At 65.3% G+C, this 20,492-nt stretch carries 23 protein-coding genes and 3 pseudogenes; 8 read left to right on the top strand and 18 right to left on the bottom strand.

The genetic code is table 11. The annotated features are described in order from the left end of the window. Positions 1 to 489 precede the first annotated feature (489 nt). The 5 genes from QTI66_RS37150 to QTI66_RS37170 all read right to left on the bottom strand — a co-directional run bounded on the left by QTI66_RS37150 (position 490) and on the right by QTI66_RS37170 (position 6,310). Positions 490 to 660 carry a YjiS-like domain-containing protein gene (locus QTI66_RS37150; protein WP_286565389.1) on the bottom strand — a complete coding sequence of 57 codons (171 nt, stop codon included), beginning with the start codon at positions 658 to 660 and terminating at the stop codon, positions 490 to 492. Positions 661 to 766: 106 nt separating this feature from the next. After that, positions 767 to 2,110 carry an NAD(P)-binding domain-containing protein gene (locus tag QTI66_RS37155; RefSeq protein WP_286565390.1) on the bottom strand — a complete coding sequence of 448 codons (1,344 nt, stop codon included), beginning with the start codon at positions 2,108 to 2,110 and terminating at the stop codon, positions 767 to 769. Then, complete coding sequence (locus QTI66_RS37160) at positions 2,107 to 2,679, bottom strand: OsmC family protein (RefSeq protein ID WP_286565391.1); 573 nt, start codon at positions 2,677 to 2,679, stop codon at positions 2,107 to 2,109. The genes QTI66_RS37155 and QTI66_RS37160 overlap by 4 nt, the downstream gene beginning before the upstream one ends. Before the next feature lie 161 nt (positions 2,680 to 2,840). Continuing rightward, positions 2,841 to 3,368 carry a nickel-binding protein gene (locus QTI66_RS37165; RefSeq protein ID WP_286565392.1) on the bottom strand — a complete coding sequence of 176 codons (528 nt, stop codon included), beginning with the start codon at positions 3,366 to 3,368 and terminating at the stop codon, positions 2,841 to 2,843. Further along, entirely contained in the window at positions 3,365 to 6,310 is a 2,946-nt protein-coding gene (locus tag QTI66_RS37170) for an ATP-binding protein (protein WP_286565393.1), read from the bottom strand. The genes QTI66_RS37165 and QTI66_RS37170 overlap by 4 nt, the downstream gene beginning before the upstream one ends. Positions 6,311 to 6,460: 150 nt before the next feature. Here QTI66_RS37170 and cysK point away from each other — a divergent pair, with 150 nt between their 5' ends. The 5 genes from cysK (at position 6,461) to QTI66_RS37195 (ending at position 10,319) form a co-directional block, all read left to right on the top strand. Then, on the top strand, positions 6,461 to 7,951 hold the full coding sequence (gene cysK / locus QTI66_RS37175; protein ID WP_286565395.1) for a cysteine synthase A: 1,491 nt from the start codon (positions 6,461 to 6,463) through the stop codon (positions 7,949 to 7,951). 49 nt (positions 7,952 to 8,000) lie between these two features. Continuing rightward, positions 8,001 to 8,684, top strand: a complete 684-nt coding sequence (locus tag QTI66_RS37180) for a carboxymuconolactone decarboxylase family protein (protein ID WP_286565396.1) — start codon at positions 8,001 to 8,003, stop codon at positions 8,682 to 8,684. 55 nt (positions 8,685 to 8,739) lie between these two features. Further along, complete coding sequence (locus tag QTI66_RS37185; RefSeq protein ID WP_286565397.1) at positions 8,740 to 9,660, top strand: alpha/beta fold hydrolase; 921 nt, start codon at positions 8,740 to 8,742, stop codon at positions 9,658 to 9,660. Between the two features lie 176 nt (positions 9,661 to 9,836). After that, on the top strand, positions 9,837 to 10,046 hold the full coding sequence (locus QTI66_RS37190; protein ID WP_353506274.1) for an NAD(P)-dependent oxidoreductase: 210 nt from the start codon (positions 9,837 to 9,839) through the stop codon (positions 10,044 to 10,046). Between the two features lie 87 nt (positions 10,047 to 10,133). After that, complete coding sequence (locus QTI66_RS37195; protein WP_286565398.1) at positions 10,134 to 10,319, top strand: hypothetical protein; 186 nt, start codon at positions 10,134 to 10,136, stop codon at positions 10,317 to 10,319. A gap of 510 nt (positions 10,320 to 10,829) precedes the next feature. Here the strand turns inward: QTI66_RS37195 and QTI66_RS39775 are convergent. The 3 genes from QTI66_RS39775 to QTI66_RS37205 form a co-directional block, all read right to left on the bottom strand. Further along, on the bottom strand, positions 10,830 to 11,231 hold the full coding sequence (locus QTI66_RS39775) for a sensor histidine kinase (protein ID WP_353506275.1): 402 nt from the start codon (positions 11,229 to 11,231) through the stop codon (positions 10,830 to 10,832). Further along, positions 11,131 to 11,976 (bottom strand): sensor histidine kinase, encoded by an 846-nt coding sequence (locus tag QTI66_RS37200; protein WP_353506276.1) that lies wholly within the window; start codon positions 11,974 to 11,976, stop codon positions 11,131 to 11,133. The genes QTI66_RS39775 and QTI66_RS37200 overlap by 101 nt, the downstream gene beginning before the upstream one ends. A 120-nt stretch (positions 11,977 to 12,096) precedes the next feature. Further along, positions 12,097 to 12,489, bottom strand: a complete 393-nt coding sequence (locus QTI66_RS37205) for a response regulator (RefSeq protein ID WP_286565399.1) — start codon at positions 12,487 to 12,489, stop codon at positions 12,097 to 12,099. An 85-nt stretch (positions 12,490 to 12,574) separates the two neighbouring features. Between QTI66_RS37205 and QTI66_RS37210 the strand changes: the two are divergent. Next, positions 12,575 to 12,715: pseudogene (locus QTI66_RS37210) on the top strand (IS30 family transposase); the annotation flags it as partial. On the opposite strand, the gene QTI66_RS37215 reads toward QTI66_RS37210, so the two are convergent. Beyond that, the gene (locus tag QTI66_RS37215; protein WP_444815094.1) at positions 12,711 to 12,941 is read right to left on the bottom strand and encodes a DDE-type integrase/transposase/recombinase; all 231 of its coding nucleotides are present in this window, start codon (positions 12,939 to 12,941) and stop codon (positions 12,711 to 12,713) included. The pseudogene QTI66_RS37210 and the gene QTI66_RS37215 sit on opposite strands and share 5 nt — an antisense overlap. Before the next feature lie 238 nt (positions 12,942 to 13,179). On the opposite strand from QTI66_RS37215, the gene QTI66_RS37220 reads away from it, so the two are divergent. Further along, a complete protein-coding gene (locus QTI66_RS37220) occupies positions 13,180 to 14,394 on the top strand; it encodes an IS110 family RNA-guided transposase (RefSeq protein WP_286565420.1) in 1,215 nt (404 codons plus the stop codon). Here the strand turns inward: QTI66_RS37220 and QTI66_RS37225 are convergent. The 6 genes and pseudogenes from QTI66_RS37225 to QTI66_RS37250 form a co-directional block, all read right to left on the bottom strand. After that, on the bottom strand, positions 14,346 to 14,672 hold the full coding sequence (locus tag QTI66_RS37225) for a DDE-type integrase/transposase/recombinase (RefSeq protein ID WP_444815095.1): 327 nt from the start codon (positions 14,670 to 14,672) through the stop codon (positions 14,346 to 14,348). The genes QTI66_RS37220 and QTI66_RS37225 overlap by 49 nt on opposite strands. A gap of 199 nt (positions 14,673 to 14,871) precedes the next feature. Beyond that, positions 14,872 to 15,327 (bottom strand): annotated as a pseudogene (locus tag QTI66_RS37230) (IS5 family transposase); the annotation flags it as partial. Further along, positions 15,261 to 15,719 carry a transposase gene (locus QTI66_RS37235; RefSeq protein WP_286565400.1) on the bottom strand — a complete coding sequence of 153 codons (459 nt, stop codon included), beginning with the start codon at positions 15,717 to 15,719 and terminating at the stop codon, positions 15,261 to 15,263. The gene QTI66_RS37235 and the pseudogene QTI66_RS37230, both read right to left, overlap by 67 nt. After that, positions 15,617 to 15,931 carry a hypothetical protein gene (locus QTI66_RS37240; RefSeq protein WP_286565421.1) on the bottom strand — a complete coding sequence of 105 codons (315 nt, stop codon included), beginning with the start codon at positions 15,929 to 15,931 and terminating at the stop codon, positions 15,617 to 15,619. Before QTI66_RS37240 ends, QTI66_RS37235 begins: the two co-directional genes overlap by 103 nt. Positions 15,932 to 16,210: 279 nt before the next feature. Continuing rightward, positions 16,211 to 16,486 (bottom strand): HU family DNA-binding protein, encoded by a 276-nt coding sequence (locus tag QTI66_RS37245; RefSeq protein ID WP_286565401.1) that lies wholly within the window; start codon positions 16,484 to 16,486, stop codon positions 16,211 to 16,213. A gap of 64 nt (positions 16,487 to 16,550) precedes the next feature. Next, a complete protein-coding gene (locus QTI66_RS37250; RefSeq protein ID WP_286565402.1) occupies positions 16,551 to 16,706 on the bottom strand; it encodes a hypothetical protein in 156 nt (51 codons plus the stop codon). A gap of 653 nt (positions 16,707 to 17,359) precedes the next feature. Between QTI66_RS37250 and QTI66_RS37255 the strand changes: the two genes are divergently transcribed. Continuing rightward, positions 17,360 to 18,184, top strand: a complete 825-nt coding sequence (locus QTI66_RS37255; protein ID WP_286565403.1) for a hypothetical protein — start codon at positions 17,360 to 17,362, stop codon at positions 18,182 to 18,184. A 222-nt stretch (positions 18,185 to 18,406) separates the two neighbouring features. Here the strand turns inward: QTI66_RS37255 and QTI66_RS37260 are convergent, their stop codons facing one another. From QTI66_RS37260 to QTI66_RS37270, 3 genes and pseudogenes are all read right to left on the bottom strand, one after another. Next, positions 18,407 to 18,718: a hypothetical protein gene (locus tag QTI66_RS37260; protein ID WP_286565405.1), complete on the bottom strand. Its 312-nt coding sequence runs from the start codon at positions 18,716 to 18,718 to the stop codon at positions 18,407 to 18,409. Between the two features lie 482 nt (positions 18,719 to 19,200). Beyond that, a pseudogene (locus QTI66_RS39780) lies at positions 19,201 to 19,461 on the bottom strand (plasmid pRiA4b ORF-3 family protein); the annotation flags it as partial. A gap of 206 nt (positions 19,462 to 19,667) precedes the next feature. Then, positions 19,668 to 20,330, bottom strand: a complete 663-nt coding sequence (locus QTI66_RS37270) for a TetR/AcrR family transcriptional regulator (RefSeq protein ID WP_286565408.1) — start codon at positions 20,328 to 20,330, stop codon at positions 19,668 to 19,670. Positions 20,331 to 20,492 lie beyond the last annotated feature (162 nt).

The raw sequence follows: 20,492 nt of genomic DNA on the forward strand, positions 1-20,492 counted from the left end.
GTCGTGACAGGAGCAAAAGGGTCGCGCATCCAGGTCCCGCCGCAGCCGTGCCGAGGTGTCAAGCAAGAAAGTGGCGAGCCAGGATGACTAACAGCGCCGAAGTCCAGAACGACGCCATCGTAAACCTCATGACAGTTGATGGTTCACCTTTGATTGTGTTCGCGAGCCCAACTGACCCCGGCGGCAGACGGACTCTTATCGACTTCCTGTCGATGCGGGGCCGATCCGGCGGTCGGTCGTGTCCGCGCCAATTCATTTTCAGCGACCAGCGCCTCCTCCGTGGCGAGGGTGTAACGCTGCTTCCCGCCCACAGGCGTGCCAAACCGCTTTTCATTTCGCGCTGGCCAAAGCGGTCTCCGCTCACCTTCGCGGGTCGTGCTCAATCAACTCAAGCACTTAGCCCGCTTTACATCGGTCGGTTGAGAAAGATGGGCCGGATCCTCATCCTGCCCACGACATTGCGAACCGCCATCACTGCGGACAATCCCGCTATCGCGCCCTACGGTCGGTGTCGCCGCATGCGACCCAGGATTCGATCTGGCTGCGATCAAGGCCCACGTCTTTCAGCGTCAGGTCGTCCAGCGCGTGCAGCGCCCGGCACTCCGTTGCGGCGCGGCGGGCGCGCCGCCAGTCGGCGAAACGCTCCCTCGTCCAGCCCATGAAGGCTTTCGCGACTTGCTGGAGGGATAGCGCGTCCAGCGGACGGCGCAGATTCGATGTGCGATGTGGATGGTTTGCATGGCATTCTTTCGATTCGGGTTGGCGTTCAGGCCGGAAGCGGGCGCAAACGCTTGAACTCGGTGCTTTCCAACGGTCGGTTGCGGTGGGCGGGAATGTGTGCGGACGCGACGACTCGCGCGCTACGGTCGAGGTATTCGGCCAGGTGGACGACCAGGTCGTCGACATCCTCACCCGCGCCATGGATGTAGCTGGACTTCCGGCGCCGCAGGAAAGGAAGTCCGAGCACGTACAAACCCGGCGCGTCGGCGATGCCGCCTGCGTGGCGCAATTCTCCGAATCGGTCGAAGACCGGAAGATCGAGCCACGAGTGATCAGGGCGGACGCCGGTGGCCCAGATCACCGTGCGGAATCGCGATTGCAACTCGAGGGCGGTTGGCGCAGACGTATTGATCCGGGTGGCCAGTGGTCGCGGCCCGACCGCGTCGATGCGACCGTCGAGGCGGGCCTGTAGTGCCCACCGGTCGAAGACGTCGAGCAGCCGGTTCAACTTCAGGTCGGCCAGCGCGCAGACGTTGCGCAGCGAGCCCGAAAACAATGCCCGGCCGTCGCGTACTTGCGCCAGACGGCCGACGATGGTCACGCCCTGCTGCTGCAGCGCATTGAGGTCCAGCGTCGCGCGATCGGGCGTGCCGATGAGCTGCGGCGATGGCAGCCGGCGCACGCGCCGCACGTCGTCGACATCCTCGAGCCGCTGGTCGAGCATGCCAGCGGCGAGCAGCCACCACTGGATATCGCGGCCGCGGTACAGGCGCGGCATCCGCACGTGCTCGCCCACCGCCAGCGTCACCGGGCGCCCGCTGCGCTGGATCTCCTGCGCGAGCTGCAGCCCGGTGGCCGATGCGCCGACGACCAGCACGCCGCCGTCGGGCAACTGCGCCGGCCGCCGGTAGGCAAGGGCGGTGAGTTGCTCGACGCCGGCAGGCAGTTCCCGTGCGAGTGTGGGCACGACCGGCCGGGTCGCGGCGCCTGTCGCGACGACGAGCGCGCGGCACTGCCAGTCGCCCTGCGTCGTCTCGATGCGCCAGCCGTCCGCATCCCGGCCGGCCCGCAACACCGTCGTGCCAATACGCACCGGCGCGGCGACCTCCTGCGCATAGCGCGACAGGAAATCCGCCACCTCGGGCGCTGCCATGTAGCCGTCGGGGTCGTCGCCGTCGTACGCATGGCCGGGCAGGCGCGTCATCCAGTTCGGGGTGAGCAGGCGCAGCGAGTCCCAGCGCTCGGCGCGCCAGGCGTTGGCCACCTCGCCGCGCTCGAGCACGATGTGCTCGATCGAGCGCTGCGAGAGCGCCCGGCTCATCGCCAAGCCGCAGTGGCCGCCGCCGACGACGACAACGTCGACCGCGGCCGACCGGCGCCTGACGCTCACGACGACACCTTGACCGCGGTGACGTACACGTCGGTCGGGTTCGTCATGATGTCGAACACCGCCGAACGCTTCTGCGATTGCGCCACCAGCGCCGCGATCTGCTCGGGCGTCGCATCGGCGTCGATCTCGAAGCTGACGCGCACGGCGTCGAAGCCGTTGCGCACGTCGTCGTCGATGCCCAGGATGCCCTGGATGTCCATGCCGGCATCGAGCGTCGCCTTCACCGAGCGCAGCTGGATGTTGCGGTGCTGCGCCACGGCCGCTATGCCGGCCGACAGACAACCCGCGAGTCCGACCAGCACCATCTCCACGGGCGTGGCACCCTTGTCTTCCGAAGCGAAGATCTCGGGGTGGTCGGTCTCGAAGGTGAAGGGGTGGCGGTGCTTCTGCTCACCGCCGAGGCCGTGAAAGGCGTCGATCGTGGCGCGCGTGTGGGTGCCGCGCACCCATTGGCTGGTGGCGCGCCAGCGGAATCGCGCCGCCTCCGGCGTCTTGCCGAGCGCTTCGCGCGCACCGAGCAGGGCTTCGACGTTGACGCCGTTGTCGACGTTGGTGATCTGTGTTTGCATGAGTGGCTCCAGTTGGAAGAAGAGGAATGCGCCGGCATCGACCGGCGCTGCCACTTTGCGCGGCCGACGTGGAACCCAACGTTTGAGCGAGCGTGGAATCAGTGCCCTGGTGGGGCTCGGCCGCGCCTGGCGGTTGGTCGTGGGTCCGGGCCCTGGCGAAGCTAGGGCGCGTAGCGCCGTACCGGCACGACACGCTGGACCGGCAGCCCCGCCTCGCGCTGAGCGGCACGGATCGACTCCGTGTCCGGCGCCTGGTACAGCCCGATCATTCGCATCCCGTCGGCCGACAGGTAGCTGCGCAGCAGCCGGACGTGGTGACGCTGGAAGCCCCCCGCGTCGACCGCCGCATGCAACTCGCGTGCGCCGAAGACGCCCGGCTCGGCGAACGCGTGGGCGACGACGGCGTTGACCGCGGCCAGCTCCTCGTCGCGAAGGCCCGCTGCATCCTGGACGCGGCAGGCCCACGCATCGCCCGGTGGCGCGCCGGACTGGCGCATCGCGATGCGCACCGACTCGGCATCGGCGGCGCGGAAGTGGCAGAACATCTCGCTGCCCTCGGTCGACAGCAGGCTCGCGCACCAGGTCACCCGGTGGATGCCCAGGCAACTGCCGAGGATCGCCGCGATGCCCTGCATCCCGGAGTCGGTCACTGGCTGGGCCAGGCGCCGCTCGACGAGGACGTCGGTCATCGGGCCTCCAGCCGCGCGACGATCTCGCGCGTCCACAGCGCCGCGCCGTGGCCGGCCAGGCGCCGGGCCTCGCGCGAGTGGCCATTGGCACCGTGCGGGTCTCCACGGGTGGCGCAGTCGTGTGAGAGCACCGCGTTGGCCAGCAGCATCTCGGTCGGGCGCTCGAGCAGTTCCGCGTAGCCCAGCGCCTCGGTGGCGCGTCGCTTCGCAGTGGCGGCGCGACCGCGCTCGCAGTCGAGCAGGGCGGCGCGCGTCAGCACGTAGGCGAGCCGGTGCTTGGCGTCCGCCACGCGCAGGTCGGCCAGCGCCGCGTCGAGCCGCCGCGCATCGTCGTCGATCGCGTAGTCGCACAGGCCGGCCATGGCGCGGGCGAAGGGCTCCTCGCTGCCTTCGCGAAGCTTGTCGCCGAGCGCCAGCAGGTCGCCGCTGCGGGCGCGTGCGTCGTCGAGGCGGCCGCGTTGCAGGTGCAGCATCACCAGGTATTCGTTGGCCTGGTACTCGGCGAGCCGGTCGCCGGCCGACTTGCACATCGAGCGCGCCCCGTCGAACAGCTCGACGGCCTCGTCCAGGCGGTTGCCGTGGAAGCGCAGCATGCCGAGCCCGGCCGCGATCGCATGGTGGCTGAAACCGTTGCGCGCGGCCAGCTTGCTGGCCTCGGCCAGCATCGCATCGGCCTGCGGCACATCGCGCTCGATCATGGCCAGGCACTTGGCGGTTTCCGCCATGCCGACGATCTGCGCCTTGTCGCCCCCGCCACGTACCGCACGCACCGCCTGCAGCGTCTGCTCGCGCGCTGCGCTCCAGTGGCCCATCGCCCAGCGCACCGTGGCCGCCATGTGGTAGCCGAGCCGCGCATGCGCCAACTCGCCGTGTTCCAGGGCGCGCTCGGCGAGTCGCGTGTATTCGTCCGCGGCCGCAGGGTCGAGCGGTCGCGCCGCAAGCAGGATGTCGTGCAGGTCGATCTCGACACAGACGCGCTCGGCTTCGCGCAGCGAACCTGCCAGTTGCAGGCCGCGCCGCGCAATGGCGGCCGCCTCGTCGTTGGCAAAGAAGCGCAGGCTCAGCCGGCCGGCGGCGACCAGCGCCCGCGCCGCCAGCGCGGGGTCGGCGCTCTGGGTCGCGTGGTGGGCCAGGTCGGCGGCGCGCGCCAGGTCCTGGGCGGTGTCGCGCTCGAGATGCTCGGCGATGCGACGGTGCATGACCTGCCGGCGCAGCGGCGAGATGTCGGTGTAGATCGCGCGTGCGATGAGGTCGTGCGCAAAGCGCAGGCCGTGCTCGCCGCTGCGCAGCATGGCGTTGCGCTCGGCGACGTCGAGCGCCGCGGCGACCTCGGTCGCGTCGATCCCGGAGACCTTCACCAGCATCCCGAGGTCGATGTGCGGGCTCAGCACGGCGGCCCAGCGCAGCACTTCAACGCCGGTCGCGCCGTGCAGCGCCAGTCGGTCGCGCACCAGTTCATCGAGCGGGCCGGCCGCATCGCCCGCCAGTTCCGCCCGCGCCAGTTCGAGCGCCAACAGCGGGTTGCCGCTGCCGTCGGCGCTCAGGCGCGGGCCGTCGGCACCCGGCACCTGCAATTCGATCAGCCGCGCCAGGTCGGCGTCGGGCAGCGGCCCGAGCGCGATCTCGCGCAGCAGGCCGTCGCGCAGGAGCCCGCGCCGCACCTGCTGCAACGGCACGCTGTCGCGCAGTTCGGCATCGCGCACGGCGAGAACGCCCAGCACCGCGCAGCCGCGGTTCATCCGGGCGATGTAGAGCAGGGCGGCGGCGCTCGACTCGTCGCACCATTGGGCGTCGTCGAGCAGGAGCACGACCGGTCGCTGCGCCGACTCGCACGCGACGAGCTGGCGCAGCCGCTCGAACAGCCCGTCGCGGTCGTTCGCGGCAGCGCCGCGGAACACTGCGTCGTGGTCGGCGGCGCCATGCATCCTGAGCGCATCGATCCAGAAGGAGAAGGGGCGGATGACGTCGGATTCGAACGCCGCCGCCTGGAGCACGAAAGCCCCGCTCTCGCGTGCCAGCGCCAGCGTCGCCTCGAGCACACGGCTCTTGCCGATGCCCGGCGCGCCGACCAGCATCACGATGGCCGCGCGCGGCCCCTGCTCAACTTCGCGCAGCGTCTCGGCCACCTGCGCCATCTCGGCCTCGCGGCCGACCAGCCGGCAGTCCACCGCGACCGCCGGGAAACCGGGGCCGGGAGCCGGCGCGCGCAGCAGCGGGGCGTCGATGCGCGGCTTGCGGCGCGCGGCGAGCAGCGCGCCGCTCGACTCGACGCCGGCTTCCTTCAGCATCCGCAAGCCAAGTTGGTACTGTTCCTCGGCTTCGGCGTCCTGGTGCGCGGCGTTCAACAGGCGGATCAGCAGCGCGCGGTGCGCCTCATCGTAAGGGAACAGGCCGACCAATGCCCGCGCATGCGGCAACGCGCGACCCGGCACATCGCCCAGGCGCTGGACGAGCTCCGAAAGGATCGCCGCACGATCGCGAATCGCATACTCGCGCTCGGCCATGCACCAGCCATGGAAGTCGTGAAAGCTGGAGAACTCGAGGCCTTCGAGAAAACTGCCGCGGCAGCGCGATGCGGCGCGCTCCAGCATCGGCGTCCCGGCACTCGCCAGCCCGTTCCCGGCCAGCGCGCGCAGTTCGAGGGCGTCGACGGTCACGCCTGCCGTATCGAGAGCCACCGTGGTGCGATCGGCGACCAGCCGTTCGCACCCTGGCTCGTCGACGAGACGCCGCAGTTTCGACAGGCTCCAGCGCAGGGAACCCAACGGGTCGTCGGGCACGTCCCAGAGCAGCGAACTCAGTTGCTCGCGCCTGAAGCGCCGCGGTTGCAGGCACAAGTAGGCCAGCAGCGCGCGCGTCTTGCGTGACGGCGGCAACGGCTGCTCGCGGCCGTCTCGACGGACCGCGAAGTCGCCCAGGAACTGGAATTCGAGTCCTGCCATGAAGTTGTCTTCGTGCGAAGGCGCTACTTTAGGACGGCACACCTTTCCCCACAACCGCATTCCCGGGCGACGAAAACCACGGTGGCTTCCACGTTGGCTCCTCCGGTACGCGCCAAACATGGCGACCTCTTCCAACGCTCAGGAGTCCCCATGGCACGCTACGACAACATCCTCGAGACCATCGGCCGCACGCCGCTGGTCCGTCTGCATCGCCTGGCCCCGGCCGGTGTCAACCTCTGGGTCAAGGTCGAATCGTTCAACCCGCTCGGCTCGGTCAAGGACCGGATGGCGCGCGCAGTGATCGAGGACGCCGAACGCTCCGGCGCGCTGCGGCCGGGCCAGACGGTGATCGAGGCGACCAGCGGCAATACCGGCATCGGGCTGGCGATGGTCTGTGCGCAGAAGGGCTATCCCCTCGTCGTGACGATGGCCGAGAGCTTCAGCCTGGAACGGCGCAGGCTGCTGCGCTTCCTCGGTGCGCGTGTCGTCCTGACGCCGGCGGCTGAGAAGGGAACGGGCATGCTGAACAAGGCCAGCGAACTGGCCGAGCGGCACGGCTGGTACCTCTGCCGCCAGTTCGACAACGAGGCCAACGCCGACGCGCACACGCGCACCACGGCGCAGGAGATCCTGGCGGATTTCACCGGCGACACGCTGCACGCCTTCGTCAGCGGGTTCGGCACGGGCGGCACGCTGCTCGGCGTGGCGCGCGGCCTGAAAGCCGCCGATCGACACATCCGCATCGTGGCGGCCGAGCCCGACAACTCACCCCTGCTCGGCGGCGGGCTCGCACAGCCGCGCGACGCGTCCGGCCGGCCGAGCGCAAGCCACCCTCACTTCCGCCCGCATCTGATGCAGGGCTGGAGCCCCGACTTTGTTTCGCGCCTGGCCGAACGGGCCCGTGCCGAAGGGCTGATCGACGAGATCGTCCCGGTGGCCGGCCAGGAAGCGCTTCGGCTGGCACGCGCTCTGGCGACGCAGGAGGGCATCTTCGCCGGCATCTCCAGCGGCGCGACGCTGGCCGCGGCGCTCGACGTCGCACGGCGCAGCCCGCAGGGTGCCCACGTCGTCTGCATGCTGCCCGACACCGGTGAACGCTACCTGTCGACGCCGTTGTTCGAACACATCGCCGACGAGATGAACGACGTCGAGCTCGCCCTCTCGCGCTCGACGCCCGGCTACCGCTTCGATGTCGCGCCGGCGGCGCCGGTCGCACCGGCGGAAGTGGCGTCGCCGGCGCTCGATGCGGGCGCCGAGGCATTCGTGGACCTGTCGGTGCGCAACCAGCCGGTGGTGATGTTCGCGCTCGAGTGGTGCGAATTCTGCTGGGCGGTGCGCAATCTGTTCGCGCGCCTGCGCGTGGACTTCGAAAGCGTCGACGTCGACGCCGTCCGCTTCAAGGAGGGCGACCTGGGCGTCAAGGTCCGGGCGGTGCTGAAGCAGCGCACCGGCTCGCCGACGATGCCGCAGATCTACATCGCCGGCCGCCACGTCGGCGGCTGCACGGACCTGTTCGACGCGATGCGCCAGGGCGAATTGCAGCGCTGGCTCGACGCGGGCGGCATTGCGTACGACCGCACCGTTCACCTCGACCCGTACAGCCTGCTGCCCAAATGGCTGCATCCCCGGCGAGCGGCCTGACGCGCCGCATTCATTGGCGCGTGCTTTCTTCATCCTCCAGGAGGTCATCATGGAATTCATTCATACCATCGCGCCCGAAGACGCGGGCGATGCCGTCGCGGCGATGTACCGCCGGCAGCAAACGGCCTGGGGCTTCGTGCCGAACTACGCCAAGGTGTTCTGCCACCGCCCCGAGGTGATGGCGCGCTGGGGGCAACTGCTCGCGGAGATCAGGCGGCCGATGGACGCGCGGCGCTTCGAGCTCGTGACCTTCGCCGCCGCGCACGCGTTGCGCAACTCGGCCTGCACGGTGGCCCACGGATCCAGGCTGCGCGATTTCCTCGCCGACGAAGTCATCGTCACCCTGGCCGGTGGAGGTGAGGTCGACGCATTGACGCCGCTCGAACACGCGGCGATGCGCTTCGCCCGCCAGGTCGCTCGCGATGCCTCCGGCGTGACCTTGAGCGAGGTCGAGGAGCTCAAGGCATGCGGCCTGTCCGACGCCGAGGTATTCGACATTGCCGCGGTGGCCGCCGGCCGCGCCTTCTTCGCGAAGTTGCTCGACGCGCTCGGCGTGACGCCTGACGCGCCCTTCCTCGCGCTCGACGAGGCCTTGCGCGAGCGCCTGGTCGTCGGCCGAGGGATCGATCGGCGGCCCGCGGCGCAGATGCCGGAAGCACCAGCCGCCGATTCCAGTGGCTTTGCGATGGGCGGTTCCACGCCATCTGCGCACAGCGGCCGGGCCGCGTCCTGATGCGGCATCAGAGAACCACTTTTGCACATCCACCCCTGGAATGAGGACCATCGCCATGTTTGCCACCGCCGTGCCCGCCGCAGCGGGCGCATCCACGCTCCCCTACCGAGTGCGCACTGTCGAAGGATGGCTCCCGCCTGAGGGCTACGCGACGCGCATCGACAGCCCGGGCAACGCGCTTGCCGACGCCGTCGTGCTGATCCACCCGAGCGGTGCGTCGTCGAAGACCTGGCAGGCGCTGGCCAGCGAACTTGACGCCGGGTTCCGTGTGCTGACGGTCGACCTTCACGGCCGCGCGAACCCGCCGGGACCGACGCTGGTCGAGCACGCCGAACTCGTGCGTCCGCTGCTGGCGCAGGGTCAGCAGGTGCATCTGGTCGGCCATTCGTTCGGCGGCGCTGTCGCGCTGAAGGCAGCCGCGCTGTGGCCGGCCGCGGTTGCGAGCGTCGCGCTCTACGAGCCCGCCATGTTCGGCTGGATGCCCGACCACGACGCAGACGGCCGACCGTTGCGCAGCACCTTCGTCGCTGTCGCCGAACAGATCCGGGACCGCCTCGTGCAAGGCGACGCCAACGCCGCGGCGCGAGCCTTCATCACCTTCTGGTCAGGCGCCACGGCATGGGAGGCCGTGCCGCTGCGTGCGCAACAGATCATCACCCACCGCATGCCCGAGGTGCTTCGGCATTTCGAGTCGCTGTTCGCCGACACCATGACGCCGTGCGACGTGAAGGCAAACGGTCATCCGCTGCTCGTGCTCGCCGGCAGCGAAACGGTGCCGGGCATGCAATGGTTGGCGCAGCGGATGCGGTTGGCGCTGCCGCACGCTCGCCACGAGTGGATCCCCGGCCTCGGGCACATGGGGCCGGCGACCGACCCGGCGCGGGTGAATCCGCACATCGCCGCGTTCCTGCGCCGGCACGCCGCCGTCGTGAAACCGCCTGCGTCTGCAGAAGACACATTGGAGGCCATGGCATGAAGCGGCGTGCTGGAAGGCACTCTCACGTCGACCGCCGAGTTGTCAGAGGATGTCAGGGTCCGTGTCGTCCGGCGGACTGCTTGCGGCTTAGTGTGAGTCCACCCCAACCACGGGAATTGCACCATGAAGGTGGCCATCCTCGATGACTGGTTCGGGGTCTCGATGACGTGGCATTGATGCGCGAGACCGCGCTGTTCGTCAACACGAGCGGTGCCGGGTTGGTCGAGCGCGGTGCGCTGCCCGACGCGATGCGCGCCGGGACGGCCGCGCTCGACGTCTTCGAGACCGAACCGCTGACTGACCCCGCGGACCCACTGCTTGTGCTGCCGAACGTGGTCGCCACGCCGCACATCGGTTACGTCACGCACGAGAAACTCGACCTGTAATTCGCCGACGTCTTTGACCAGATCAATGCGTTCGCGGCGGGTGCGCTGACGCATGTCACTGCGCGAATTGCTGAATTGCTGGGCGTGATGGCTACCGTAGCCTTTTTCCGGGTTATCGCCGCCACCAGCATCGGCTGCGGGGAGGTGTCCCCTGCGGCCACCGAGCACGACCATCAGATGGGCCAATGCATGAGTTGGGATTTCGACGGTCCCGTCATTGCGCGCATCGCGCCGCAGTTCATCGGCTATCGACCGAAAACTTCTTCGCGCTAAAGCGCCGCTGCGCGGCGAAGAACACGCTGTACCGCTGCCTAGACAAGCCACAGCGAACAAGGACGAACTGTTCAAGCGTCAAGCAGCATGGCCGGCGCATCGACTCGTCGGAGTTGCTACCCGAGCTGACCTGTTGCCTCACGTCGCTTGCTCCCCGCCGATGGTCCGACGGGCAGGACCACGTGACGAGTCGAATGGCGCTGCGACAGCGCAGGCCCTACGGGGATGGAGGGTGCCTGATGCTTGTTCACAAGCGGGATGGAAGTTAAGCGTTCAACTGCCGGAAGTAGGTTCAGTCACACCGCACGTTGAGGCACGTTCAGTAGCTGGTTTTCTGCGCGGTTAGCAATAGCATCGAGCTTTCCCGCTCTTTCGTCGGCGCCGTAGCCGGCTGAGTTCGGCCAAGCGGACCTTCGACGGTCGAGCAAATTGCCAGACTGAGAGACGCTTCGCGCGAGCATTCCCGATGTTAACCCCTGACCGCCGGTCAACGACCAACGCGGCTTGCTGCTAGTCCAGCGTCCTACGCGGAAGTTTGATGGTGAAGACGCACCCCGTGCCGGGCACATCTCTAACGGTCAAAGCGCCTCCGTCAGCCTCAACGTCTCGCCGAGCGATAGAAAGGCCGAGACCCAATCCGCTCTTGTTGTCACCGACCTGGACAAACGGGTTAAACATGCGTTCGGCCGCTCCGGGAGGGAGCCCTCCGCAGTTGTCCCTGACCTCGATCAGAATGTGGTCCCTTTCCGCAAAGGCAGTCAATGCCACTTCAGTGTGAGCGTGAGTGACTTGAATGCGTTTTGAAGCAAGTTCAAAACGGCGGCCAGCAAGCGGTCCCGGTTTCCCGAAATGCTTCAACATCATCGACCGAAAACTTGCAGCCTTTGGCGGCCGCATCGAGCGATGCCGCATTCTTGGCCTCCTCCACAAACATCCCGACCGAAAACGCACGCGCGTTCGGCGTTTCGGCTGTGACCTTGACCTGTGACAGCGATACGCTGAGCATACTGGCCAACGACGCCAAGCTCCTTTTCAGCACGCCCCCTGTCGAACCGCCAACCGGAAGTGTCCCCGATTCGAGGGCTGCAAATGCAAGCGTCGCAGTGTGCACGTAGTTCCGGAGCTCATGCACCAGCGTGCCGAGACGCTCGTTCTCGTCAGCCGACTGCTGAAGCGCGACGCCCGACTCGCGCCAGACGCCGAACTCGGTAACAGCATCGGCGATGGCATTGTCCAAGCAACGGTTCAAAGTTCGGAATTCGTCAACGGAGAAAGGAGCATCGCGCTCGACCGCGAGGTCGGTGATGGATTGGCAAAGGTCACCGTAGTCGTGAACGACCTGGTCCACCGAAAAGCCGAGCCCCATCAGCTCTTTTCCGTGCGCGGCTGCGCTCACGCCCATCTCGGACAAAGCACTCGCATCGCCGCCCGCGGCCCCGGAAATCCTGAGGCTTTCGCCAATTTCGCCTTTTTCCTCTGCGACGAGCGTCCTAATGAGCTGGTTCAGAAACATTGGAATGCCATTGGCAAGCTGCGCCGGGGTAGCGGCCCTCCGAGGTCGTTGAGCAACCTTGGCTTTGCACCGGGAAATCAGTTCACCCCGGTTGTTCAGTAAAAACTGATGCACGTTGCCCTCCTTCCGAAAATGGCGGAGCATGCGAGCCCTCTCATTCTGCTCTCCACATCAGGTCCGCGCTTGCCGCGTCGCAAGGGCGCTGCGAAGGCGCAGGCGCCCATGTGCCTGCTTGGTTTGACAACCCTGCGGGGCTGCTGCCCCCTAGCCGTTCCGCTCGTCCGACGCTCCCACTTCGGCGCAGTACTCAAAAAGCGCCTCAAGTTCGGTGGATTTGTCGAAGACTGCATTTGCGCCCAAAGCGAGACACTGACGACGGATTTCCGCAGTGGCGTAGTTCGTCAATACCAAAACGTGTTGATGAGGCTTGCGGTTGCGACAGGCCCTTACAACCCCTAGTCCCGATCCTTGCTGTAAGAACACGTCGACGACCGCGGCGTGCCAGTCGCTGGTATGGGCCAAGAGCCAGGCGACCGCCTCGTCCTCCCTCGCAGCAAACGCAATGACCTGGGCGACGCCAAGTTCCTCCATGGTAGGGATGAGGTTGTCTCGGATGGTTTGACTGTCTTCAACGAGAAAGGTTTGGAGGGCATGCATAACAAATCGCTTGATGCCAACCTATGAGCGATGTGGCGATTGCCAGATAGGATGATCGCGCCGCGGCTTGTCATCTTTCAGCGATTCTGCTGCGATCGGCACCATAGTCGAACGGACGACCCGTTTCACCATGCTGCTGCACTTGCCACCGATGGCAGGTCACGTCGCAGGCGCCCACGTCAAGAACGGCCCCGCCATGACCGGTCATGGTGCAGAGGCGGTCAGGCCGAAATCACCGCGTTCCAGATCGCGGGCGCGGATTGGCATTGAAGGCGCAACCGGTGAAGATTGAACTGTCCCTTGCGAATGCGATGCAGTAATTCCACGCCAGCGATCGTCACCGCCGCTCGGTCAAAGACCTTGAAGCCGAGCATGGGGTTGATGCGCGACTTCACGCCCCGATGGTCTTGCCCGATCATGTTGTTACCCGGCATGCTTAACCCGCGCGCCATCCCGGCGCTCGGGTCGATGCCTCGGCGGAGTATCGTGCTCGCACCGGGATAGGGGCGACGGGAGCATGCTTTGCGGGCAGGCCGGTGTATCTCATGAGTGCGAGCTCGGGTTGTTAACTGGCTGCCCCTTCGATCTGCCCGGTTGCGCTGCGAGCGCGAATCCGTAAGTGTCGTGTTGTCCGCAAGCTTCCGCCGTGTTTGTTCAACACTGCAGGAGACGCCTATGAGAGTCATCGGCTTGGATGTTCATCGCAACTTCGCACAGGTCGCGATCCTGGAGAACGGCCTGGTCAAGGACCATGGCCGCTTCGCGATGGCCCGTGATGCGGTGCTGAATTTTGGCGCTACGCTGACCAAGGAGGACGACGTCGTGCTGGAGGCCACCGGCAACACGGCGGTCATCGTTCGGCTGTTGACGCCGTTCGTGCATCGCGTGGCCATCGCCAATCCCTTGCAGGTGCGCGCGATCGCATGTGCCAAGGTCAAGACTGACAAGATCGACGCCGCGACGCTCGCACGCCTGCACGCCGCGCAGTTCCTGCCCGAGGTGTGGATGCCCGGCGAGGAGGTCGAGTTGCAGCGCCGCTGCATTGCCGAGCGCGCCCAGCTCGTGTCGCAGATGACGCGGCTGAAGAACCGGATCCAGTCCATCCTTCACGCCAACCTGATCCCACGCGAGACGGGACGCATCTACGGCAAGAAGGGGCGTGCGCGCCTGGAAGAGTTGCCCCTGCCGCCGGACCAGAGGCGCGTGGCGCTGCGCCACCACGACGAGCTTGGCCGCCTGGCAGCGGAACTCGCCGTCGTTGACAAGGAGTTGGCGCAGCGCGCGCTCGACGATCCGAACGTCAAGCGGCTGATGACCATCGGCGGTGTCAACTCGATCGTGGCTGCCAGCGTGCTGGCGGCCATTGGTGACATCAAGCGCTTTTCCAGTCCCCAGAAGCTCGTGAGCTACCTCGGGCTCAATCCGAGCGTGCACCAGTCCGGCGACCACCCCGCCTACCACGGACACATCACGCACCGAGGCCGGGGGCATGCCCGAGGAATGCTGGTCGAAGCAGCCTGGGCTCTGGCGTCGGCGCCGGGTCCGCTGAGCGCTTTCTGCCAGCGCATCAGCCTCAAGCGAGGCAAGCAGGTCGCCGCCGTCGCCACAGCCAGGAAGCTTGCCGTTCTGGTCTGGCACATGCTGACGAAGAACGAGGACTACGCCTGGACGCGACCGGCGCTCCTTCAATGGAAGCTGCGCAACCTCGAGCTAAAAGCTGGGCACGCGTCACGCCGCGGTGGCAACAAGCCCGGTCCTGCAAGCGACTACAGCCTGCAAGTCGTGCGCGACAAGGAACGAGCATGGCTCGGGTTGGCAGAGCAAGAGTACCGGCGCTTCGTAGCAGCGTGGCGAGATCAACCCGCAGGCACACAAATACCGTCTTCCAAGGAGGGGAACACCTGAAACCTCTTGTCAATTGCATCCGTGAGATACTTGGATGATCGCAGCCGCGTGTGTTTCCAGCGCGTGCTCTGCGCTGGCAGTTCTCGCACTGCGCGGTGCGAGCGGCGTAGCCGTCCAATGTGATGCTCACGGGTGCGCGGCCTTGTCTTCAGCGCCTTTCGGAAGAACGCCTTCGCCGCCTTCACATCGCGATTGACACTCAGGCGGCGGAAGTCCACGGTCTGCCCCTCGCGGTCGACGGCCCGGTAGAGGTAGCTCCACTTGCCGCGAATCTTCACGTAGGTTTCGTCGACGCGCCACGATCGACCAGCCTTGCGAGCGAATCGATTCCAGCGCTTCCATCCTTGGGACGACATCGCAGCAGCCGCAACTATTGGCACGTTCCTGCCGCGCTCCATCGGCGCGTCAACATGCTGGGGGTTTCCTGCTATCGCAGATTGCCGGTGTGTCCCGGCGAATAACGCCCAATCTAAGAGCTTATCCGTAAATTATGTTGACGTCGGCAGGTACCTTGCGGAAGGCGATGATGGCGGCGGCAAGGTGGTTGAGGGCGACGAAGCTGCGCTCGAGTTTCTCGTAGCGCACGAGCAGCTTGCGGAAGCGGTTGAACCAGCTATGGCAGACCGCGACGACCCAGCGCCGTGCCTTCTTGGTCGGATCGCGCTGCTTGATGTCGGCCTCGGTACGTCGACCAACGACGTGAGGGATGTAGCCGTTGCGCTCGATGGTGCGAAGGTGCTCGACTCCACGGTAGCCCGCGTCGGCGCACTGATGTTTGTGTCGCCGATATGGCGGATCCTTGCGCCTGACGACGATGGCTGCGAGCTCGTCGCCAAGCCGCCTGCAGTCATGGACGTTGGCCCCTGTCACGACGAGCGACAACGAGACGCCACGGCCGTCCACCAACAGGTGGCGCTTGCTTTCTTTTTTTTCCCCCGATCCGTCGGGTTGGGGCCCACGGCTTCCTGTGCCAGTGGCGCCTTCATCATCGCGCCGTCGATGCTCTGCCAGCGCCAGGCAATGCCCTGCATCTGGTCGTATTCGGCCAAGCCCGCCTTCCACAGAGCCTCGAAGAATCCCGCGGCCTCCCACTCAAGAAATCGCTTGTGGATGGCGCTTGCGCTGCCGAAGCGCTCCTTGGGCAGCGCCTTCCACTGGCAGCCCGTACGCAGCACGTAGACGATCGCCTCGAACACCAGTCGAGCCGGCTTTGGATGTGGTACTAGTGCCGGCTCGTCTGGCCCGGAAGCTCCGACTCCGAAGGTCCGCTCGCAGGCTCGGCGCCATACTTGGCCTCGGGGGCCTCCTTCGCCTTGCGCCACCATCCAAGCAGCGTGTCGACATCACCCCCGAAGCCGCGCCTAAGCAGTTCCTCGGCATTGCGCGAGCAAAGACTGACTGCCGCGCCGTCGGGCACCGTGCGCGTGGCCGCGCGGTCGCAGGCAAGGTAGGCGCCTTTGAGATCTTCTATCGGTATGGCGGCCTGCTGCTGCGGGCCGGACTGGGCCCTGCCTGCAAGGGTGGAGAGTGCAAGCACGACCATCGCGCATCCCGCACGCTGCGAAGGTCGTATCCTCAAGCATGAAGCGTTGCCATGAACTCTTGAATTCGATGTCATGTCGCCTCCTACGGCAACGCACGCGCTTCGCGCCCATGAAATGACTTTAGCGATAGCGGGTGTTTGCGCATCCCCCGAGAGAAGGATCAGACTCGGCTTCGGCTTCATCACCGTGTGGCGCGACGATCTGGGTGATAAGGGTCTCATTCAGATTAGCGCTTTCGAAACCTCGAGCGCAGGTAGGTCGTCGCGCTGCGCTCACGCGTTGACAGCTTCCTTCAGCGCCTTGCCCGCAGTGAATTTTGGCGCATTGGTCGCCTTTATCGTCATTGGCTCGCCGGTCGATGGGTTGCGCCCAGTGCGTTCGGGGCGCCTTGACACGGAGAAATTGCCAAACCCGATCAACTGCACGGACTCACCGCGCGACAGCGCGCGTGTCACGTTTTCAAGTGCTGAATCGAATGCACGGGCCGCATCGGCCTTGCTGAGATCCGTGTCGGCTGCGATTGCGGCGATAAGTTCGGTCTTGTTCACACTGAATGCCTTTCTGAAACATGAAGAGCAGGGTACGCTTCATCTGAATTGTCAGAGTTGTTGCTCACGTGAAATCGGCAGGCAGGCGCTGAGCGACGGAAGGGGTGGCCAGACCTGAATGCGCGATCCCCTCACGGAAGAACGCGATGTTGTCGATGCCGGACACCCTGAGATTAGATGCTGAGAATGCCGAGGAAAGAAGCCCCTCGAGCGCCGGCATGGGCGTGGCCCGTCTCATCGCCCGCCGCCGCTTTGCGCCCCGTGTCGGAGCTGCAGCGCACTGTAGTGATTCACAGTGCACGCTCCGTCATCTATGCCGCTCAGCGAAAGAAAAATCGATGGGTGGCTCGGCGGCCTGCTGGCACGGTGAGGCAAGAACGTGGCCATCGTTGCGTTGGCCAACAAGAACGCGCGCGGAAGCGGCCACGTGCCTAGCCAGTTACGACCTGCGCCGGTACCCCGAACAGACAGGCGACACGTTCACCGCCTGGCGCAGGGCTTCGACTGGAACGTTCGGCGCAAGCGCTGCGGAACGGTTTCGTTCAGGCGCACGCAGCGCCTCAGTTGCACGGCATGACCGAGATTCCCATGGACTACTTCACGCGCGCGAGGGCGTCGATGCTGATCACTGGTGGTGTTCTCGATCCGACCCCTGCCTTGCTAAGCGCACTACTTCGAAATGTTTTCGCCTCTCACTGATGGTGCCGCCCGATAGCGGGTAGGCTCACCCTTCGTTCCCACTGAAGTGGGGCATTCCTAGCATGATCGCGTTACGCTGTCAACGCACACATGCACGGCGCATGCTCGCCGGTAACGCGGTAGCCTTATTCGGTGCTTGGCTGCTTCGGGCCAGCTGCTCATCAGGGAGCAATCATGAGAATCGCCTTGACCTCGTGTATGGATGCGGACGACTACGGCTCTCAGCCGTTCTGGAACAACATCCAAAGCAAACAGCCGGATGCGTTGCTGCTCTTGGGTGACCATATCTACTTGGACTGGGACGTACCACTGCCCGTGTCAACTATGACCGGCAAAATCAGGCTTCTCGTGCTTGAAAAGCGCAGCAAAAGGACTGCCATCGGCGAAGTGGGATCAAGTCCATTGGATCAGACCCAAGGCCAAGCTCAATTAGAAATCCTCGGCAGCGCCGCCGGCCTGTTGATCATTGCTGGTAGCTCGCCGATGCACCACTACGGGCGCTTCAAAACGGGCAGGCGTTCAAGGACCGACGCGACCGGCGAGCGCGTGGAATTTCCCGACTACAAACAGTTCATCGACAAGGCAGCCGAGACGAAACGCGCCATCCTCTATCTCGCCGGCGACATTCACCGCAACTCGTACGGCGGCCCCGTCAAGCCAGGCTCTTCGATCGTTCAGGTGTTGGCGTCTGGTGCGCGCGGTGGCGAGGCGTCCGGAAATTATGTCTTGATCGATATCGAAGACGCAGACGGAATGACGGGGTCCGTCGTCGTTGGGCTTTTCAACCGCGACTCGGACACGCCCTGCCAAACCGTTACCCTCACGCTCCAACGCGGCCGTTGGTTCCCTCCGCCGCCGCCGGGCGAATGCGCCAAGACTCTCGCATTGAAGCCTCATTCAGCCGACCAAGCCCGAATCCGCAAAATAAGTGCGAGCCCGCGATCGGATAGCAAGGAGCGCGAGGACGATGACGTGCTCGCGAGCGAGGTCAGCGGCTGATACAGCCGTAGAGTCAGCCATGCAGACCCCACACAAGTCGCCTTGGTCGAAGACGACGCCAGCCGGAGCGAGCGACTGGCGCGTGTCGTAGCCGCCGATCCTTCGCTCATCCTCGCCTTCAGCAGCGGGACTGCGCAAGGCATATTCGACTTGTAAGACCCATCCGGTCCAATCTGAAGCACTCAGGCCACGGGCGTTGTCACATCGAGTGGTTGGCGACAATTAGCTGGCCGGCGTCGTCAATTTGGACATTTGGACGACGAAATGGTCGAAGTCATCGCGAGACAGCAGCATGTCGGAAATCATCGCCTCGTAGACTTTGCGCCCGACTAGAAAGCCAGCATCCACCCATTCCTTCGGGGTCATCGCGATCTGCTGCCAATCGAACACCTTGAAGGTTAGCGAGACCCGGCCACCTGACTGGGCGGTGAAGTAGGCATCCGGTTCGCTCGCCACGCGCTCGAGCCAGGCCTTGCTGAAGGTGGACTTCCGCTGGGTGCCGGCGCAGTAGACGGGGAGGATCGCGACACGCATAAGGAGCCTTTGTGAACTCTGGGTGCCCAAGGATCAGGCGTCAGCGGTGGGGCGTCATCACCAATCGTTGTGAGCGCGCGGAAGCCCGAGATGCCACGCCGTCTCCCCCTTGCAGCCCCGCGCCAAACCTCGAACGCTTGGTCACACGCGCTGTCGCGCAACGCCCTGTCGTACCTTGCGAGGAATGCAAAAATCGGGCGCAAACGGCGTGCTGCGCCGATTCGAAGGCGGCGGATGCTGCGCGATGTAGCTGCGCAGTTCGCCGCTGCAAGGAGTCCTGCGATGGAAAGATCGAATTGTGGTTGGACTACGCTAGCACGTACTCCTATCTGAGCGTAGCGCGCAAGCTCGCAGCCGAGCACAACGTGAAGATCGACTGGCAGCCTTATTGGCTTTACCCCGTGCGCGAGGAGCAAGGGCTGGTCGTGCACCCACAAATCGCCGAAGTCGTATTCATAGGTGAATCGCTCAAGGCGCCGCAGCTCCAAGTGGCCGATCAGAGCTCTGTGCGCGTCGGTGTCGAACACCACGCCGCCCTGCTGACTGAGTCCGTACTCGCGACCGCGAATCTCGAAGCGGTGGAAGTGAATGTCCTGCCAGGAGAACGCAACCTGAAGGATCTGGTGAAGCCGGGCGATGCTTGTATCGCTACGCACCAGGAGGCGTCGCCAGATCAGCGGACTGATGCCGCGCAGCACGACGCGCAGCTGCAGCACCTCTTGGCCAGGACATGCCCCGTCCATCTCCAAAGCTTACTTTGCTGCACTTCACACCCCCAGGAAATGGATGCTCTCCTGCTTGCGCGTGAACAACCGTGCCGAGATCAGCAGCCATCAAACCACCCGTGAGCGCGAGCCTTCTGAGCCAATCAATCCTTTGCCAGCTTTTCAACCCGTCATCACCAACGTGACAAAGCCCCTTGATGAGCTTGCCCGTTGCCAGGCCGGCGTCAACCGCGAACGACCAAAATACCACGTAGAAGCAGGTTGAGGACCATCTCGAGTCGCTCCATGCCCGTCGACAGCCGTGGCGTGTCGTCGCGCAGCCACCGTCGCACCTCGATAAGATAGAGACTGAAGATCAGTGAAGCCACCTCCTCCGTCGAGACGTCGGCCACGACCTCGCCGCTTTCCTGGGAGGCGCGCACCATCTCTTGAATGTGCCCGAGGCTCAGAGGCGAGCGCGCATAGAAGCGATGGGCCTCCTCGCCGGGCGTCTCAGCGTACGCCAGAAACTCTGCCGTCTCGCGCAACGCGGGTCGGGCCAATCGGGGTTCATTGGCCCAGTAGCGATAACGTAGCTTGAAGTACGCCAGCAGGCGTTCGAGCAGCACTCCGGGTTTGCTTATCAGCGCTTGCGCCTTGGCATTGACGGCGTCGAGGTCGTCGTTGACCAACTGCAGCAGCAGGTCGCGCTTGTCCCGGGCGTAGACAAACACTGTCCCGGTCGACACGTCAGCGCGTTGGGCGATCTCACGTGTGGTCGCGGCATCGTACCCATGCTCGATGAACAAGGCGCGCGCGGCCTCCATGATTCGACGCCGCTTGTCGACCTTGCTGCGTTCGCGTAATCCAAGATGGGGCGACGGATCGGACTTGAGCGGCTTGGGCATGACCTTCTGGTCTCCTTGGCAGGTTGTTGATGTGCGAGCGTAACCATACGACTTGGCGATTTTCCCTGACATGGCCTGGCGCTTACAAAGCGCAACGTTAGATTGGTTGACGCTAAATTTGAGCATGGTTAATATTGAGCACGCTCAAAATATAATCGATTG

The organism is Variovorax brevis (assembly GCF_030317105.1).
GTDB lineage: Bacteria > Pseudomonadota > Gammaproteobacteria > Burkholderiales > Burkholderiaceae_C > Variovorax > Variovorax brevis.

Bases quoted from the DNA above. Each gene is read 5' to 3' on its own strand.
- QTI66_RS37200 (WP_353506276.1), bottom strand. From the start codon at position 11,976: ATGCTCCGCCATTTTCGGAAGGAGGGCAACGTGCATCAGTTTTTACTG.
- cysK (WP_286565395.1), top strand. From the start codon at position 6,461: ATGGCACGCTACGACAACATCCTCGAGACCATCGGCCGCACGCCGCTG.
- QTI66_RS37260 (WP_286565405.1), bottom strand. From the start codon at position 18,718: ATGCGTGTCGCGATCCTCCCCGTCTACTGCGCCGGCACCCAGCGGAAG.
- QTI66_RS37270 (WP_286565408.1), bottom strand. From the start codon at position 20,330: ATGCCCAAGCCGCTCAAGTCCGATCCGTCGCCCCATCTTGGATTACGC.
- QTI66_RS37250 (WP_286565402.1), bottom strand. From the start codon at position 16,706: ATGCCGGCGCTCGAGGGGCTTCTTTCCTCGGCATTCTCAGCATCTAAT.
- QTI66_RS37255 (WP_286565403.1), top strand. From the start codon at position 17,360: ATGAGAATCGCCTTGACCTCGTGTATGGATGCGGACGACTACGGCTCT.
- QTI66_RS37195 (WP_286565398.1), top strand. From the start codon at position 10,134: ATGGCTACCGTAGCCTTTTTCCGGGTTATCGCCGCCACCAGCATCGGC.
- QTI66_RS37170 (WP_286565393.1), bottom strand. From the start codon at position 6,310: ATGGCAGGACTCGAATTCCAGTTCCTGGGCGACTTCGCGGTCCGTCGA.
- QTI66_RS37215 (WP_444815094.1), bottom strand. From the start codon at position 12,941: ATGGCGCGCGGGTTAAGCATGCCGGGTAACAACATGATCGGGCAAGAC.
- QTI66_RS37165 (WP_286565392.1), bottom strand. From the start codon at position 3,368: ATGACCGACGTCCTCGTCGAGCGGCGCCTGGCCCAGCCAGTGACCGAC.
- QTI66_RS37160 (WP_286565391.1), bottom strand. From the start codon at position 2,679: ATGCAAACACAGATCACCAACGTCGACAACGGCGTCAACGTCGAAGCC.
- QTI66_RS37180 (WP_286565396.1), top strand. From the start codon at position 8,001: ATGGAATTCATTCATACCATCGCGCCCGAAGACGCGGGCGATGCCGTC.
- QTI66_RS37185 (WP_286565397.1), top strand. From the start codon at position 8,740: ATGTTTGCCACCGCCGTGCCCGCCGCAGCGGGCGCATCCACGCTCCCC.
- QTI66_RS39775 (WP_353506275.1), bottom strand. From the start codon at position 11,231: ATGCGGCATCGCTCGATGCGGCCGCCAAAGGCTGCAAGTTTTCGGTCG.
- QTI66_RS37190 (WP_353506274.1), top strand. From the start codon at position 9,837: ATGCGCGAGACCGCGCTGTTCGTCAACACGAGCGGTGCCGGGTTGGTC.
- QTI66_RS37205 (WP_286565399.1), bottom strand. From the start codon at position 12,489: ATGCATGCCCTCCAAACCTTTCTCGTTGAAGACAGTCAAACCATCCGA.
- QTI66_RS37235 (WP_286565400.1), bottom strand. From the start codon at position 15,719: ATGGTGGCGCAAGGCGAAGGAGGCCCCCGAGGCCAAGTATGGCGCCGA.
- QTI66_RS37150 (WP_286565389.1), bottom strand. From the start codon at position 660: ATGGGCTGGACGAGGGAGCGTTTCGCCGACTGGCGGCGCGCCCGCCGC.